The 14,288-nt window shown below is 63.5% G+C and carries 16 protein-coding genes; 12 read left to right on the top strand and 4 right to left on the bottom strand.

All coding sequences use genetic code 11. The features are described from left to right. The first annotated feature begins 247 nt into the window (after positions 1 to 247). The 6 genes from lpxC (at position 248) to ABVK50_RS16995 (ending at position 7,282) form a co-directional block, all read left to right on the top strand. Entirely contained in the window at positions 248 to 1,198 is a 951-nt protein-coding gene (gene lpxC / locus ABVK50_RS17020; protein WP_353645453.1) for a UDP-3-O-acyl-N-acetylglucosamine deacetylase, read from the top strand. Positions 1,199 to 1,358: 160 nt separating this feature from the next. Further along, on the top strand, positions 1,359 to 2,228 hold the full coding sequence (locus ABVK50_RS17015) for an outer membrane protein assembly factor BamD (RefSeq protein WP_353645454.1): 870 nt from the start codon (positions 1,359 to 1,361) through the stop codon (positions 2,226 to 2,228). Positions 2,229 to 2,238: 10 nt separating this feature from the next. Continuing rightward, positions 2,239 to 3,906 (top strand): DNA repair protein RecN, encoded by a 1,668-nt coding sequence (gene recN, locus ABVK50_RS17010; protein ID WP_353645455.1) that lies wholly within the window; start codon positions 2,239 to 2,241, stop codon positions 3,904 to 3,906. Positions 3,907 to 3,975: 69 nt separating this feature from the next. Then, a complete protein-coding gene (ligA, locus tag ABVK50_RS17005; protein WP_353645456.1) occupies positions 3,976 to 6,132 on the top strand; it encodes an NAD-dependent DNA ligase LigA in 2,157 nt (718 codons plus the stop codon). A gap of 128 nt (positions 6,133 to 6,260) precedes the next feature. Continuing rightward, positions 6,261 to 6,989: an AzlC family ABC transporter permease gene (locus ABVK50_RS17000; RefSeq protein ID WP_353645457.1), complete on the top strand. Its 729-nt coding sequence runs from the start codon at positions 6,261 to 6,263 to the stop codon at positions 6,987 to 6,989. Further along, a complete protein-coding gene (locus ABVK50_RS16995) occupies positions 6,986 to 7,282 on the top strand; it encodes an AzlD family protein (RefSeq protein ID WP_353645458.1) in 297 nt (98 codons plus the stop codon). The genes ABVK50_RS17000 and ABVK50_RS16995 overlap by 4 nt, the downstream gene beginning before the upstream one ends. A gap of 10 nt (positions 7,283 to 7,292) precedes the next feature. Here ABVK50_RS16995 and ABVK50_RS16990 read toward each other — a convergent pair whose 3' ends face one another. Further along, a complete protein-coding gene (locus ABVK50_RS16990) occupies positions 7,293 to 9,122 on the bottom strand; it encodes an aminopeptidase P family protein (protein WP_353645459.1) in 1,830 nt (609 codons plus the stop codon). A 228-nt stretch (positions 9,123 to 9,350) separates the two neighbouring features. On the opposite strand from ABVK50_RS16990, the gene ABVK50_RS16985 reads away from it, so the two are divergent. Then, a complete protein-coding gene (locus ABVK50_RS16985; protein ID WP_353645460.1) occupies positions 9,351 to 9,533 on the top strand; it encodes a hypothetical protein in 183 nt (60 codons plus the stop codon). A 37-nt stretch (positions 9,534 to 9,570) separates the two neighbouring features. On the opposite strand, the gene ABVK50_RS16980 is transcribed toward ABVK50_RS16985, so the two are convergent. The 3 genes from ABVK50_RS16980 to ABVK50_RS16970 are packed head-to-tail and all read right to left on the bottom strand — an operon-like array spanning position 9,571 to position 11,282. Then, on the bottom strand, positions 9,571 to 10,443 hold the full coding sequence (locus ABVK50_RS16980) for a 50S ribosomal protein L11 methyltransferase (protein ID WP_353645461.1): 873 nt from the start codon (positions 10,441 to 10,443) through the stop codon (positions 9,571 to 9,573). A 51-nt stretch (positions 10,444 to 10,494) separates the two neighbouring features. Beyond that, the gene (locus ABVK50_RS16975; protein ID WP_353645462.1) at positions 10,495 to 11,073 is read right to left on the bottom strand and encodes an SCO family protein; all 579 of its coding nucleotides are present in this window, start codon (positions 11,071 to 11,073) and stop codon (positions 10,495 to 10,497) included. 47 nt (positions 11,074 to 11,120) lie between these two features. After that, the gene (locus ABVK50_RS16970; RefSeq protein ID WP_165033491.1) at positions 11,121 to 11,282 is read right to left on the bottom strand and encodes a hypothetical protein; all 162 of its coding nucleotides are present in this window, start codon (positions 11,280 to 11,282) and stop codon (positions 11,121 to 11,123) included. Positions 11,283 to 11,434: 152 nt separating this feature from the next. Here ABVK50_RS16970 and ABVK50_RS16965 point away from each other — a divergent pair, with 152 nt between their 5' ends. The 5 genes from ABVK50_RS16965 to ABVK50_RS16945 all read left to right on the top strand — a co-directional run bounded on the left by ABVK50_RS16965 (position 11,435) and on the right by ABVK50_RS16945 (position 14,129). Further along, positions 11,435 to 11,923 (top strand): CreA family protein, encoded by a 489-nt coding sequence (locus ABVK50_RS16965; protein WP_353645463.1) that lies wholly within the window; start codon positions 11,435 to 11,437, stop codon positions 11,921 to 11,923. A gap of 42 nt (positions 11,924 to 11,965) precedes the next feature. Continuing rightward, positions 11,966 to 12,601, top strand: a complete 636-nt coding sequence (locus ABVK50_RS16960; RefSeq protein WP_353645464.1) for a DapH/DapD/GlmU-related protein — start codon at positions 11,966 to 11,968, stop codon at positions 12,599 to 12,601. 150 nt (positions 12,602 to 12,751) lie between these two features. Next, positions 12,752 to 13,210 carry a hypothetical protein gene (locus ABVK50_RS16955; RefSeq protein WP_353646955.1) on the top strand — a complete coding sequence of 153 codons (459 nt, stop codon included), beginning with the start codon at positions 12,752 to 12,754 and terminating at the stop codon, positions 13,208 to 13,210. Between the two features lie 431 nt (positions 13,211 to 13,641). Beyond that, the gene (locus tag ABVK50_RS16950) at positions 13,642 to 13,782 is read left to right on the top strand and encodes a hypothetical protein (RefSeq protein WP_353645466.1); all 141 of its coding nucleotides are present in this window, start codon (positions 13,642 to 13,644) and stop codon (positions 13,780 to 13,782) included. Further along, complete coding sequence (locus ABVK50_RS16945; RefSeq protein ID WP_353645468.1) at positions 13,779 to 14,129, top strand: DUF488 domain-containing protein; 351 nt, start codon at positions 13,779 to 13,781, stop codon at positions 14,127 to 14,129. Before ABVK50_RS16950 ends, ABVK50_RS16945 begins: the two co-directional genes overlap by 4 nt. Positions 14,130 to 14,288 lie beyond the last annotated feature (159 nt).

The following is a 14,288-nucleotide window of genomic DNA, read 5'->3' as shown; positions in this document are numbered from 1 at the left end:
GGGCGCTTTTTGGCCCGCCCGTCGGCGTTTGAAATGATAGAAAAATCAGAAGGTTGGGCGAAGAGATGCAAGCGAGGCATGCGTAACACGGGGTAAGAATCCGTGATTTGGAGTCTCTTCGCCGGAATACTATCTTCGCCGCCGAAAGAAACGGCTGCAGGGAGTTTTGGGGATGATGTCCTGCAGACCGACAAAATCAAGAGCCGCACACATTTGGGATCGTGTAGCGGACGGATCAATTGGGCATATGGGGATCGACTTGCACGACTATCAGACAACTCTCAAATCGCGCGTGACGCTGTCGGGCATCGGCGTTCACAGCGGAAAACAAGTTTCAATGCATTTCCATCCGGCCGATCCCGACACCGGGATCGTTTTCCATTATACGGGTGAGGGCGGCCCCGGCCGCGAACTGCCAGCCTTGGTCTCGGAGGTTGGCGGTACGGCGCTGTGCACGGTTCTGGGCGATCCGTCCGGCCATCATGTAGCGACCGTCGAGCATGTCATGGCCGCATTGCTCGGCCTTGGCATCGACAATCTCTCCATCGAGATCGACGGGGCCGAGGTGCCGATCCTTGACGGCAGCGCCGCAATGTTCGTCGATGCCATAGATCAGGCCGGCGTCGAGACGCTGGCGGTCAAGCGGCGCTATATCCGCGTCCTGAAGCCGGTGCGAATCGAGAACGGCGCGTCCTGGGCCGAGTTTCGTCCCTATGGCGGTACGCGTTTCGAGATCGAGATCGACTTCGACAGTCCTGCGATTGGTCGGCAGTCCTACGCCGCCGACATCGATGCCGACGTTTTCCGTCACGACATTGCGCGGGCGCGCACCTTCGGCTTCATGAAGGATGTCGAGCGTCTGTGGGCCGCCGGATACGCGCTCGGGTCGTCGCTCGAAAATTCGGTGGTGATCGGCGACGACAGCCGCGTCATAAATGTCGAGGGGCTGCGCTATTCGAACGAATTCGTGCGCCACAAGACGCTCGATGCAATGGGCGATCTGGCGCTCGCGGGCGCCCGTTTCATCGGCTGCTTCCGCTCCTATCGCGGCGGCCATAAGCTCAACGCATCGGCGCTGCGCCGTCTGCTTTCCGACCGCTCGGCTTTTGAGATCGTCGAAACGACCCGCCGCGAGCGCGGCCGTTCGGCCGAAATGATCGCCGTCAACGCGCCGGTTTTCGCACCCTGGATGCTCTGATCCAGAGAAAAGGCGGCGGCACTGTCGCCGCCTTTGTCCGCAGAGGGTGCGCCACAAAAATGCGCCAATGCCGGGCGATAGCGTTTGCCGTGCAGAAGCAGTTATGGTTTATGGCTGCAAATTTCCAAGTGAAATGACGCCGAGAGGGGCCGTTCCGATCATGATTCTCCAGCGCGCTGCTGAAGCGAAAAAGCCCTTGCGGGCGGCCTTGCTGGCCTTGTCGGTTCTGGCAGCGCCGGCGGTCCTGTCAGGCTGCATGTCGACGGAAGACGACATCGATCTGGCGACCTATGTGGACCAGACCGAGCCGGCGGACGTGCTCTACAATCAGGGCCTGGCCAACCTCAATGCCGGCCGGCTCAAGGAAGCCAGCCGCAAGTTCGACGCGGTCGACCGCCAGCATCCCTATTCGGAATGGGCCCGCAAATCGATGGTCATGGGCGCTTTCGCCAATTACCGCCAGGGCAATTACGACGATGCCATCAACTCGGCCAAACGCTACGTCTCGCTCTATCCATCGACCGAAGACGCGGCCTACGCGCAGTACATCGTCGGCCTGAGCTATTTCCGGCAGATTCGCGATGTGACGCAGGATCAGAAGGAATCGCGCCGCGCCATCGAAGCGATGGAAGAGGTGGTGCAGCGCTGGCCCGAATCCGAATATGTCGACGACGCCCGCGAAAAAGTGCGGTTCGCCCGCGACCAGCTCGCCGGCAAGGAGATGCAGGTCGGCCGCTATTATCTCGAGCGGCGCGAATACATAGCCGCAGTCAAGCGCTTTCGGTACGTGGTCGAAAACTACTCCAACACGCGCCACGTCGAGGAGGCGCTCGCCCGTCTCACCGAAAGCTACTACGCGATGGGCCTGACGTCCGAAGCGCAGACCGCCGCGGCCGTGCTGGGGCAAAACTATCCTGCCAGCCAGTGGTACAAGGATTCCTATGCGCTGTTGCAGACAGGCGGCCTTCAGCCGCGCGAAAATGCCGGTTCGTGGATATCCAAGGCCGGAAAGCTGATTACCGGCGCCTAAGCAGGCTTTCATGCTTTCCAGACTGTCGATCCGCGATATCGTCCTGATCGAACGGCTGGACATCGATTTCTCGCCTGGCCTTTCCGTGCTGACCGGCGAGACCGGCGCCGGCAAATCCATTCTTCTCGATGCGCTTTCGCTGGCGCTTGGGGCGCGGGGCGATGCATCGCTCGTGCGCCACGGCGCGGCGCAAGGCCAGGTCTCTGCCGTCTTCGACGTGCCGCGCAACCATCCTGCGCGCATGCTGCTTGCCGAAAATGCGCTCGACGATGACGGCGACATCATCCTGCGCCGCGTGCAGACGGCCGATGGGCGCACCCGCGTCTTCGTGAACGACCAGCCTTCCAGCGTCACGCTTATGCGGGACATAGGCCGGGCGCTGGTCGAAATCCACGGGCAGCATGACGAGCGGGCGCTGGTCGACCCCGGTGCGCATCGCGACTTACTCGATTCGTTCGGCGGCCTGCTTGGCGAGCTCCGGGCTTGCAGCGAAGCGTGGCGGCTCTGGCGTGAAAGCGAGCAGGAACTGGCGCGCCACCGCGCCAAGGTGGCGGCGGCCGCCCGCGAAGCCGATTATCTGCGCGCATCCGTTGCCGAACTCGCGCAGCTCGATCCGCAGCCCGGCGAGGAAACCGAGCTTGCCGAAATTCGCACCAGCATGATGCGGGCCGAGAAGATTGCGTCCGAGATCCAGGATGCGCAGGATGTGCTTTCGGGTCCGCAATCGCCGCTGCCGCAGCTTGCGAGCCTGCTGCGGCGCTTGCAGCGGAAGGCCGGCGATGTTCCGGGCCTGCTCGACGAGGTGGTGACTTCGCTCGACGAAGCGATGCTGTCGCTCGACGCGGCGCAATCGGCCGTCGAGGCCGCCATGCGCGCGACGGTATACGATCCGCAGCGGCTTGAAAGGGCCGAGGAGCGGCTGTTTGCGCTGCGCGCCGCGTCCCGCAAGCACAATGTGCAGGTCGACGATCTGGCGCAGCTGCGTGATACGATGGCGGCGGATCTCGCTGATCTCGATGCAGGCGAGGAGCGGCTTCGCACCCTGGAAAAGCAGGCGGCGGTCGCCCGCGATGCCTACGACGAGATCGCCCAGCGGCTTTCCGAATTGCGCAAGGGCGCGGCGGTCGGCCTGCAGAAGACCGTGATGGCCGAATTGCCGGCGCTGAAGCTGGAACGCGCCGAGTTCATCGTGGAAATGTCGAGTGAACCCGACAACCGAATGGAACAAGGCGTCGACCAGGTCGAGTTCTGGGTGCGGACCAACCCCGGAACGCGAGCCGGCCCGATGATGAAGGTCGCGTCAGGCGGCGAGCTGTCGCGCTTCCTTCTGGCGCTCAAGGTGGCGCTCGCAGATCGCGGCTCGGCGCCGACGCTGGTGTTCGACGAGATCGACACTGGTGTTGGCGGGGCTGTTGCCGACGCCATCGGGCAGAGGCTGGCTCGGCTGTCGGCACGGGTGCAGGTGCTGTCGGTGACCCATGCGCCGCAGGTCGCGGCACGGGCGGGCACACACTTCCTCATCTCCAAATCGGGCGGGGCCAGCCAGGTCTCGACCAGCATTGCGGAAATGGACCGCGGCTCGCGGCAGGAGGAGATTGCCCGCATGCTGGCCGGCGCGACCATTACCGAAGAGGCGCGGGCGGCAGCGAACCGCCTGCTCAGCGAGAACGCAGTTTAGCGGGGTGGTTTACTTTTTTCGGCAATTTGCCGAAGACTTTGCGGCCTGTTCTCTCTCGAGAAAATACCCATGCTGCTTGCAGAAAAACCCATCGACGACCTGACCGAAGCCGAGGCTGCCGCGGAGCTTGAAAAGCTGGCGCGGGAGATCGCCGAGCATGACCGGCGCTACCATGCCGAGGATGCGCCGACCATCTCCGACGCCGAGTACGATGCGCTGAGGCTGCGCAATGCCGCAATCGAGGCGAAATTTCCCGAGCTAGTGCGGGAGGATTCGCCATCGCTCAAGGTCGGCGCAGCGCCCGCCGGCGCATTCGGGCCGGTGGTGCACTCGCGGCCAATGCTGTCGCTGGACAACGCCTTTTCCGACCAGGACGTGATCGACTTCGTGGCAAGCGTGCGCCGCTTCCTGGCGCTGCCGGCGGACCGGGGACTAGTGTTCACGGCGGAGCCGAAGATCGACGGCCTTTCGATGTCTTTGCGCTACGAGAACCGCCGCTTGGTTACCGCGGCGACCCGCGGCGACGGCACGACCGGCGAGAACGTGACGGCCAATATCCGCACCATTCGCGAAATCCCTCAGCAATTGCCAAAGGACGCGCCGGACGTGGTCGAAATCCGCGGCGAGGTCTATATGCGCCGCGACGATTTCATGGAGTTGAACAAGCGCATGGCCGAGACCGGCCGCGTCTTCGCCAATCCACGCAATTCGGCCGCCGGCAGCCTGCGCCAGATCGACCCTTCCGTGACGAAGACGCGGCCGCTGCGGTTTTTTGCCTATGCCTGGGGCGAGACCAGCGCGTCGCTCGGCGAGACGCAGTTCGAGGTGGTCCAGCGCTTCGCCGATTGGGGCTTTCCGGTCAACGAGCGGATGGTGCGCTGTTCTTCGGTCGAGGCGATCATCGAGCACTACCACGCGATCGAAGCCGAGCGCGCGTCGCTGCCCTATGACATCGACGGCGTCGTCTACAAGGTCGACCGGCTCGACCTGCAGGAGCGGCTTGGCTTTCGCTCGCGCAGCCCGCGCTGGGCAACGGCGCACAAATTCGCAGCGGAGAAGGCGACGACCGTTCTCACAGGGATCGACATTCAGGTCGGCCGTACGGGGGCGCTGACGCCTGTGGCCAGGTTGCAGCCGGTGACGGTCGGCGGCGTCGTGGTAACCAACGCCACGCTGCACAATGAGGATTACATCAAGGGTATCGGCAATAGCGGCCAGCCGATCCGCGAGGGCCGCGACATCCGCGTCGGTGACACCGTTCTCATCCAGCGCGCCGGCGACGTCATCCCGCAGATCCTTGACGTCGTCATGGAAAAGCGGCCGGCCGACGCCGCGCCATACAAATTCCCGGAAACCTGCCCGCATTGCGGCAGCCATGCGGTACGCGAGGAGGGCGAGGCGGTGCGTCGCTGCACCGGCGGCCTGATCTGCCCTGCACAGGCGGTCGAACGGCTGCGCCATTTCGTGGCGCGCGGAGCCATGGACATCGAAGGCCTCGGCGAAAAGCAGATCGAGTTCTTCTTCAATTCAGAGGACCCGGCGCTCCGGATACGCTCGCCCGCCGATATTTTTACGCTGAAGGCGCGGCAGGAAAAGTCGCTCGCGAAGCTCGAAAACATAGATGGCTTCGGCACGACTTCGGTGAAGAAGCTGTTCGCGGCGATAGATGACCGCCGGCGAGTCGAGTTCTCCCGTTTCCTCTATGCGCTCGGTATACGCCACATAGGCGAAACCAACGCCAAGCGGCTGGCGCGGCACTTCGTCAGCTTCGCGACATTTCGCGAGATCGCGGAGGGCGCGGTGCCTCCAGAGGGCAAGGGCGATCCCGGCAACGCCGCCTGGCAGGAGCTGAACGGCGTTGGCGGCATCGGCGCGGTGGTGGCGGAAGCCATCGTGGAATTCTTCGCCGAGGAGCACAATCGCGAAGTCTTGGACGCGCTGCTGAAGGAAGTCACGCCGCTCGACGAGGCGCGCTTCGGCGAAGTGTCGTCGCCGGTTTCAGGCAAGACGGTGGTGTTCACCGGTTCGCTGGAGAGAATGTCGCGCGACGAGGCCAAGGCCATGGCGGAGAAATTCGGCGCCAAGGTCGCGGGCTCTGTGTCGAAAAAGACCGATCTCGTCGTGGCGGGGCCGGGGGCAGGGACCAAGCTGAAGCAGGCCGCTGAACTCGGCATCGAGGTGATCGACGAGGATCAGTGGTTCGAAAGGGTGGGGCAGGGGGCGTAGCGACGCTAGCGCCGCTCACCGGACGCATGCCAACGCTCTCTTCACTTACGCTGATTGCTGGCTCAAGCGAATTCATATGACAGTGCGGCCCGGCTGACATACACAGGCCCCCTTTCCCTGGAGCCGTCATGTCCGCCGAAGCGATAGAAGATGAGGCCCGGGCCCCAAGCGCGTTCTGGCGCGGCGCACGGGTGGGCCTGCCCGTTGTGGTGGCCTCGGCGCCTTTCGGCCTGCTGTTCGGCGCGCTTGCCGTCGAAAACGGCTTCAGCGTCTTCGAAACCATGCTGATGAGCGCGACGATCTATGGCGGCGCGAGCCAGATGGTCGGCATCGAACTTTTCGGCCAGAAGGTGGCGCCCTGGCTGATCGTTCTTTCCATCTTTGCCGTCAATTTCCGACATATACTCTATTCGGCGGTGGTCGGACGGCGGATCAGCCATTGGCCGCTCGCACGCCAGGCATTCGCGTTCTTTTTCCTGGTCGACCCGCAATATGCCGAGGCGGAAACCAAGGGCGAGCGAGGCGAGGAGATAACCTTCGCCTGGTACATGGGCATGGCTCTGCCGATCTATATCTGCTGGATCGCGGACACATGGCTCGGCGCGACATTCGGCAACATGATTGCCAACCCGCGGGCGCTGGGGCTCGATTTCCTGCTGCCGATCTATTTTCTCGGGCTGGTCATGGGATTCCGGAACAGGCCGCTCTGGCTGCCCATCGTGATAGCCAGCGCGGCCGCCTCGATCCTTGCGTACAAGACGATCGGCTCGCCCTGGCATGTATCCGTCGGCGCCATCACCGGCATCCTGCTTGCGGCGGCAATGCCCGGCAGAGCCAACGGAGGAAAGAGGCCATGAGCACGACCGTCTGGATCATCCTTGGGGGCGCGGTCATGACCTACCTGACCCGCATTGGCGGCCATCTGGTGCTGTCGCGTTTCGAACGGATCCATCCGCGCGTCGAGGCCGGCCTCAACGCCGTGCCTGCGGCCGTGTTGACCACGCTGGTAGCGCCGGCTGCGGTCTCTGCCGGTCCAGCGGAGGCGATAGCGCTTCTGGTCGCCGGACTGGTGTCGCTCAGGGCCGGCATGATGCCGATGTTCCTGACCGGCGCCGCCGTGCTGATCGCGCTGCGGCAAGTGATGGGCTGAACCCCAACGCTTACGCCAGCGGCGCGGTCGCAGCCTCCAGCCATTTCAGCGTTTCGCCATCCACCATCGGCCCGATCTCGGAGAGCACGCGGGCGTGGTACGTGTCCAGCCAGATGAGTTCCTCGGGCATTAACAGATCAGTGCGCAGCATGCGCCGGTCGAACGGCGCAAGCGTCAGCGTCTCGAAGCCGTGCATGGCAATGTCGCCGTCCGGCAGCTGTTCCGCGGCGGTGACGATGACCAGGTTCTCCAGCCGGATGCCATAGTGGCCGGGCTTGTAGTAGCCGGGCTCGTTGGACAGGATCATGCCTTCGAGCAGCTTTTCCGTGCCCGTCTTGGCGATGCGCTGCGGCCCTTCATGCACCGCCAGATACGAGCCGACACCATGGCCGGTGCCGTGGGCGTAGTCCAGCCCGTGCCGCCACAGCGCCAGGCGAGCAATTGCGTCGATGTCGGCGCCGCGCGTGCCCGCCGGGAAACGCAGCAGCGAAATGCCGATCATACCTTTGAGCACGAGCGTATAGCGCTCGCGCATTTCTTCGGTCGGCTGGCCGACCGGAATAGTGCGAGTGATATCGGTGGTGCCGTCCTGATATTGCGCGCCGGAATCGAGCAGGAACAATTCGCCGTTGCCCAGCTTGCGGTTGGTCGCGCGCGATACTCGGTAGTGCATGATCGCGCCGTTCGGCCCCGATCCGGAAATGGTGGAGAACGAGACGTCGCGCAGCGGCATCTGGGTTTCTTCGCCCACCGAGCGGCGAATTTCTTCCAGCCGGCTGACTGTTGCGATCTCGTCTATGGTTCCGGGCGTCTGGGCGTCGAGCCAGCACAGCATTTTCGCGATCGCCGCGCCGTCGCGGCGGTGCGCGGCGCGCGCGCCCTGGATTTCGGCCTTGTTTTTGGTGGCGCGCGGGATCCGGGCGGGGTCGGGCGCGGAAATGACGGTTCCGCCATTGTCCTCCACCAACGCGCGCAGACGTTCGGCGGCCAGCACCGGATCGAGCGAGACGGCGGCGCCGGATCTGGCCAGTTCGACGACCGCGGATTCCAGCCCGCCGGGCGCGCGCAGGTCGGCAAGCTGGGTCAGATAGGCCTCGGGTTCGGTGGGAAGTTTGCGCTTGTCCATGAAGAGCTGGTGCGCGCCGTCGGCGGCAAGAATGGCAAAACCCAGCGCCAGCGGCGTATGGGGAACATCGCTGCCCCGTATATTGAAGGCCCAGGCGATCGACGACGGGTCCGTGAGCACGGCGTGGGTCGCCTTCTGCTTTTCGATGGCCGCCGCCAGACGCGCCAGCTTTTCCTTGGCCAGGTCGCCGGCGAAAGCGATCGGGTGGATCTCCACCGGCGCCAGCGGCGGCTTGGGCCGGTCTTGCCAAAGCTGATCGATCGGATTGCGCTCGACCGCAATGAGGGCCGCGCCGGTCTTTTCAGCGGCGGCCTTCAGCGCCTTCACGTCGCCGATCGTGTGCAGCCACGGGTCGAAGCCGAGCCGGGCGCCTTTGCCGAGATTGTTCTTGATCCACGATGGCGGTGGGTTCTCGATCAGGCTTTCGATCGTGAACACGCCGAGGTCGACCTGATCGCGTACCTGAAGCGTATAGCGCCCGTCGACGAAGATGTAGGCCTGTTTTGCGAGCACGATCGCAACGCCCGCCGAGCCGCTGAAGCCGGTCAGCCATTTCAGCCGCTCGGAACCCGGAGCGACATATTCACCCTGATGCTCGTCGGAGCGCGGCACGATGAAGCCGTCGAGGCCGTTGGCGGCGAGCCATTCGCGCAGGCCCGCCACGCGCGCCGCGCCCAGCGTTGCGTCGCTCACATCGTCGAAGGACTGGAACATTCGGGCACGCCTCAGTTATGAAATCGGGAGTGCGAACCCTAACTTCCGGCCAAGCGGCTTGCAACGCGGCGAGCTTGGGCCAGATAGTGATTGCTGCAACGCACACTCTGTCTTCGCACGTGCAAAATCGTATGGGAGCCATGCATTTCGGTCTATTCCGGGACGGGCCGGCACAGCCTATCTCTTTGCACGGGAGGACAAATTCCGATCTCTGAAAGGAGAGCGTATATGACCACCCGTGCAAAATCCGGCTTCTTCAAATCCGCCTTCAACGCCTTCGTCGAAGCGCGTCAGCGCCAGGCTGAGCGCTATGTCACCGGCGCGTTGCTGGCGCTCGACGACAAGACGCTGAAGGCTGGCGGCTACAGCCGCGAAGAGCTGTCCAAGCGCAGCAGAGCCTACTTCATCTGAACGGTTTCGAGGCGGCCTCCGGGCCGCCTTTTCGTATCTACCGCTTGAGATGCAGCGTCACCCAGCCCTCGCGTTCCAGTGTGCGGAGGTGGCGGAACTTCTGGCCGGCATAGGCGGCGAGTACCGCGTTGCGCTGACGCGCCAGAATGCCCGACAGGACGATGGAGCCGCCGGGCGTCAGGTGCCGCGCCATTTGCGGGGCAAGCCGCATCAGCGGCCTCGCCAGTATGTTGGCGACGATCAGGTCGAAGGGCCCGCGCCGCGAAAACACCGGATGATGAAAGCCGGGCGCTGTCGCCGTCTCGACCAGCGACGACACGCCATTCAGCCGGACATTGTCGGTCGCCACTTTGATCGCGATAGGATCGATGTCGGTCGCCAGCACCGGGATGTGCGAAAACTTCGCCAGCGCGATGGCAAGCACGGCGCTGCCTGTGCCAAGGTCGAGCGCATTCCGAGGTTGTTCGCGCCGGGCGACCTCTTCCAGCACTTCAAGGCAGCCGGCCGTGGTGCCGTGGTGGCCTGTTCCGAAGGCCAGGCCTGCTTCTATCTCTATGGCGATATCGCCGCTGCGGCGCTTTTGCCGGTCATGCGAGCCGTGGACGAAGAAACGGCCGGCGCGCACCGGCTTCAAGCCTTCGAGCGACCGCGCGACCCAGTCGACGTCCGGCAGGATCTCGCGCTCGATTGCCTTGGGCAGCGAAAGCTCGCCCAAGCCCGCATGCATGCGCTGCTCTATCTCGTCTATGTCGCCATCGGCGTAGAGCGATATCTCCTGGATGTCGCGCGCCTCGTCCATCTCCAGCACGGCAATTGGAAACCCGTCCTCCTCGAACGCTGCCTCAAAGGCCGCGAAGATGCGGGCGGCGTCAGTGCGCCCGGTCGTCAGGTAAAGGCGGGTCTGCGTCATGGATTTCTTTTCGCGATGAGAGCGAGGTAAGCGGGGTGCGAACGGGCGGCGTCAGCCTTCGTCCGCCAGCCGCTTCAGCTTGGCGATCGCCGCATCGGCGCTCTCGCCATAGGCGATGGTGCCGGCGAAATCGCCGCTGCCGTCGAGCAGCAGGATCGAGGCGGTGTGATCCATCGTATAGTCGCCGCCTTCCAGATCGACCTTGCGCGCATAGATGCCGAAGGATTTGGCCATTGCTGCAACCTTTTCCGGATCGCCGGTGATGCCGGTGATGCGGTCGGAAACATTGCTCACATAGGCATTCATGATCTCCGGCCGGTCGCGCTCCGGGTCGATGGTCACGAAATAGGCGCGGATGTCCTTGCCCTCGTCACCCAGCTTCTTCAGCCAGCCGTCCAGTTCAAAAAGGGTGGTCGGGCACACTTCCGGGCAGTGGGTGAAGCCGAAGAAGACCGCCGAGGGATGCCCGCGGAACGCCGCCTCGGTGATCTCGGCGCCTTTCTGATCGACCAGTGTGAACGGTCCGCCATAGGGTTCGCCGACATTTTGCGAGCGGTACCAGTCGAAGGTCAGCCAGCCGATGCCGGCGGCCATCAGGACGAGTATGCCGACGAGAATGGATCGCATCATGGGTGGTTTCGCCAATCGGATTTGTTACGCGCCCGGCGCGGTGGGGATCAGAAGCACCAGGAGATGCCCGCTTCGACCATCGTCATGAAGATGGCGGCGCCGTGGTCGATCCAGGACGCGAAGGCAAGGCCTGTGGCTGCAGCGAGAAGCGCTGCGCCAGCCAGTATCTTCGCGGCCGTGCCGACCGGCATCGAAACGGGTTGTTTCATCCCGTAAACATAGTACGGCCAAGCCCCGGCAGAAAGAGGCCATGATGCCGCTGTCCGTTGGCGCATCCGAGACTCGTCGACGATTTCTTCTTGCAAGGTCCGGTGCTCGGTCCCAATTGGAACGGGCAGTTCTCAACAGAAGCGAGATTTCGATGCGGTTTGGCATTTCTGCGGTCTTGGCCCTTTTCGCCGTCAGCGCGGCGCTGCCCGCCTTCGCCCAGCAGGTCGGCGAGGTTGGCGTCGACTGGCTCGGCAATGATATCATCATCGAGGCGGTGCCGGACCCGAAGGTGCAGGGCGTGACCTGCCACGTATCCTATTTCGAGCGCGGCATGGTCGACCGGCTGCAGAAGGGCAACTGGTTCGAGGATCCGTCCGATTCGTCGATCTCGTGCCGGCAGACCGGGCCGATCACCATCGGCGACATCTCGATGGACGAGGAAGGCGAGGAGATCTTCAACCAGGGCATCAGCCTGATCTGGAAGCAGCAGGTGGTGAACCGCATCTACGACAAGGCCAACGACACGCTGGTCTATCTTTCGCATTCGCGTCAGGTGCAGGACGGTTCGGCGAAAATGTCGCTGACCACGGTGCCGCTCTACGGCCAGGAAGTGGCCTGGACCAACGGCAAGCCGAAATAGCGCTGCTTGCCGGGCGGGCGGCGGCGGCGTAAAGCCGCTGCCATGGACGAGCCGGAAGACATCCGCTTCAAATCGCCGGAGCCGCGCATCCACCCGACGGCGGAGCTCAAATCGTGCCGGCTCGGGCGCTATTCGATCGTCGGCGAGCGCGTCATATTGCGCGAGGTGACGCTTGGCGACTTCTCCTATTTCGAGCGTCACGCCGAGGCGATCTATACCACGATCGGCAAGTTCTGCTCGATCGCCGCCAACACCAGGATCAATGCGCTGGAACACCCGCTGGAACGGCTGACCACGCATAAGGTGAGCTACCGGCCGAACGAATATTTCCGCTATCTCGGGGTCGACGCTGCTTTCAAACAAAGGCGGCAGGCGAAGGCGGTGACCATCGGCCACGACGTTTGGGTCGGGCATGGCGCGGTGATCATGCCGGGGGTGACGATCGGCAATGGCGCGGTGATCGGCACGAATGCCGTGGTGACGCGCGATGTCGGCGCATATGAAATCGTCGCCGGCGTTCCGGCCCGGCGGCTCAGGCTGCGTTTTCCGCCAGAGATTTCGGCGTGCATCGAGCGCCTGGCGTGGTGGGACTGGCCGGTCGCAAAACTCGCCGATGCGGTTCCCGACATGCAGGCGCTGTCGATCGAGGCGTTTCTCGAACGTTGGGAACAATCCTAGCCGACAGGCTCCACTGACCGTTCCCTCCCGGAACCGCGCTGCGCCGCGTTCAACTCGCATATTCCGCGTCGAGGGAACCGGAACCATCAGCGCCGGCGGCTGTTTTCCAACCGAAGGGCAAGCTAGCCAAAGGAATTCATCATGAAACGCATGATCACCCTTGCCGCTGCATCGTTGGCCATCGCGAGCCTGGCCGCGCCGTCTTTTGCCCAGGATACGAGCGAGCCAGTGCCGGGCGCCGAGAGCGGCGCCGCGACGGGCGTCTTGCCGCCCGATATCGACACGACCGGCGCCATTACGACGACCGCGCCGCCCTCGATCGCAGACGTGATTCAGGCGGTCAAAGCCACCGACACCAGCGCTACCCAAATCGGCACCATCTCCGCCATAGGGGAGGTGAAGGTGGTGAAAATCAGCGAGTTGGCCGGCAGCGCGACCGAGTTGCAGACCGCGCTGACCGAACACCAGGACGATCTGACCAAGCTGCGCAGCGCCGTCGAGGCCAATCCGGCGCTGATGGCCGAACTCGACAAGAAGCAGGTCGAGGTTCCGAGGATCGTGGCGACAGAGATCGAGGCCGACGGCGCGCTGACGGTTTACGTGCAGTAGGGGCGAAGCGGAGGCCAAGGGCTTCGTCGCCATCTGGAATTCACCCCACCCGGCTCGCTGCGCTCGCCGACCTCCCCTCGAGGGGAGGTAGGGCGTTGGCGCGGTTCATCATTGCCACGCCCGCTCTCGCGTCTGGCCATTGTCAAAGAACGCTCCCCATTTGCGAGGAGTAGTCGGGAAGCGGGGCGCGAGGCCGTGCTCCTAAAAGTAAACGTGGCCCGGTTTCCCGCGCCCCGCCGGCGTCTTGCCCTGGGAAGGAGGGTGCATTGGCGCACGCTGTCCTTCCCTTCGGGCCCGGACCTGGGGGCTCATCACCCAGCCATGCCACCGCAGCATGACCGGCCCGGCGCCGCCGCTCTCATCCGATACCCGGTGCGCACCGGATTTCCCGCAAGAACGGTGAGGCCATTATGCGGGAGGGAGAGGCATCGATGGACAAAACGCTGCTCCAAATTTATTCGAAAATCTTCTATCCTGCTGATATGAAAGGCGAATTTTTTGATCGGGCCGGAAGGAACGCGGATTCTATCCACATTTGCGGTCGAGAGGAGCGAAGGGAAGCGGACTGGTGAGCACAGGGATTGCGATCAAGCGGGTCTATGACGAGCCGGAGAGGAGCGACGGGTTCCGCGTGCTGGTCGACCGGGTGTGGCCGCGCGTAGTGACAAAGGAGAAGGCGGCGGTCGATCTCTGGATGAAGGAGATCGGGCCGTCGACGGGGCTGCGCAAATGGTTCGGCCACAAGCCTGAGCGCTGGGATGAATTTCGCACGCGCTATCGCGATGAGCTCGCGGCAAAGCGCGACCTGCTAGACCAGTTGCGCGCCCACGCGGCGAAGGGCCGGCTGACGCTGGTCTATTCGGCCAAGGACGAGGAGCACAACCAGGCGGTGGTGATCAGAGAGGTGCTGGAAGGGTAGGGATCCGAGGCACAAGAGAAGATGGATGCGCAGTCAATCCAATATTGAATATATGTATGGATACGATGCCGTTTAAAGCAAAAACACCATGACAAGAACCCTCTGAGATGTTCTCCTGACTGGAAACCGGAATGTAGACGGAGTAGCTATTTAAAAATA

The sequence above is a fragment of the Mesorhizobium sp. WSM2240 genome (assembly GCF_040438645.1).
Lineage (GTDB): Bacteria > Pseudomonadota > Alphaproteobacteria > Rhizobiales > Rhizobiaceae > Allomesorhizobium.
The sequence above is the reverse complement of the archived record's forward strand: the minus strand, read 5'-3'. Positions and strand labels throughout refer to the sequence as shown.

What these genes read in the sequence shown, in the direction of transcription:
- lpxC (WP_353645453.1), top strand. Translation starts at nt 248, where the DNA reads ATGGGGATCGACTTGCACGACTATCAGACAACTCTCAAATCGCGCGTG.
- ABVK50_RS17015 (WP_353645454.1), top strand. Translation starts at nt 1,359, where the DNA reads ATGATTCTCCAGCGCGCTGCTGAAGCGAAAAAGCCCTTGCGGGCGGCC.
- recN (WP_353645455.1), top strand. Translation starts at nt 2,239, where the DNA reads ATGCTTTCCAGACTGTCGATCCGCGATATCGTCCTGATCGAACGGCTG.
- ligA (WP_353645456.1), top strand. Translation starts at nt 3,976, where the DNA reads ATGCTGCTTGCAGAAAAACCCATCGACGACCTGACCGAAGCCGAGGCT.
- ABVK50_RS17000 (WP_353645457.1), top strand. Translation starts at nt 6,261, where the DNA reads ATGTCCGCCGAAGCGATAGAAGATGAGGCCCGGGCCCCAAGCGCGTTC.
- ABVK50_RS16995 (WP_353645458.1), top strand. Translation starts at nt 6,986, where the DNA reads ATGAGCACGACCGTCTGGATCATCCTTGGGGGCGCGGTCATGACCTAC.
- ABVK50_RS16990 (WP_353645459.1), bottom strand. Translation starts at nt 9,122, where the DNA reads ATGTTCCAGTCCTTCGACGATGTGAGCGACGCAACGCTGGGCGCGGCG.
- ABVK50_RS16985 (WP_353645460.1), top strand. Translation starts at nt 9,351, where the DNA reads ATGACCACCCGTGCAAAATCCGGCTTCTTCAAATCCGCCTTCAACGCC.
- ABVK50_RS16980 (WP_353645461.1), bottom strand. Translation starts at nt 10,443, where the DNA reads ATGACGCAGACCCGCCTTTACCTGACGACCGGGCGCACTGACGCCGCC.
- ABVK50_RS16975 (WP_353645462.1), bottom strand. Translation starts at nt 11,073, where the DNA reads ATGATGCGATCCATTCTCGTCGGCATACTCGTCCTGATGGCCGCCGGC.
- ABVK50_RS16970 (WP_165033491.1), bottom strand. Translation starts at nt 11,282, where the DNA reads ATGAAACAACCCGTTTCGATGCCGGTCGGCACGGCCGCGAAGATACTG.
- ABVK50_RS16965 (WP_353645463.1), top strand. Translation starts at nt 11,435, where the DNA reads ATGCGGTTTGGCATTTCTGCGGTCTTGGCCCTTTTCGCCGTCAGCGCG.
- ABVK50_RS16960 (WP_353645464.1), top strand. Translation starts at nt 11,966, where the DNA reads ATGGACGAGCCGGAAGACATCCGCTTCAAATCGCCGGAGCCGCGCATC.
- ABVK50_RS16955 (WP_353646955.1), top strand. Translation starts at nt 12,752, where the DNA reads ATGATCACCCTTGCCGCTGCATCGTTGGCCATCGCGAGCCTGGCCGCG.
- ABVK50_RS16950 (WP_353645466.1), top strand. Translation starts at nt 13,642, where the DNA reads ATGGACAAAACGCTGCTCCAAATTTATTCGAAAATCTTCTATCCTGCT.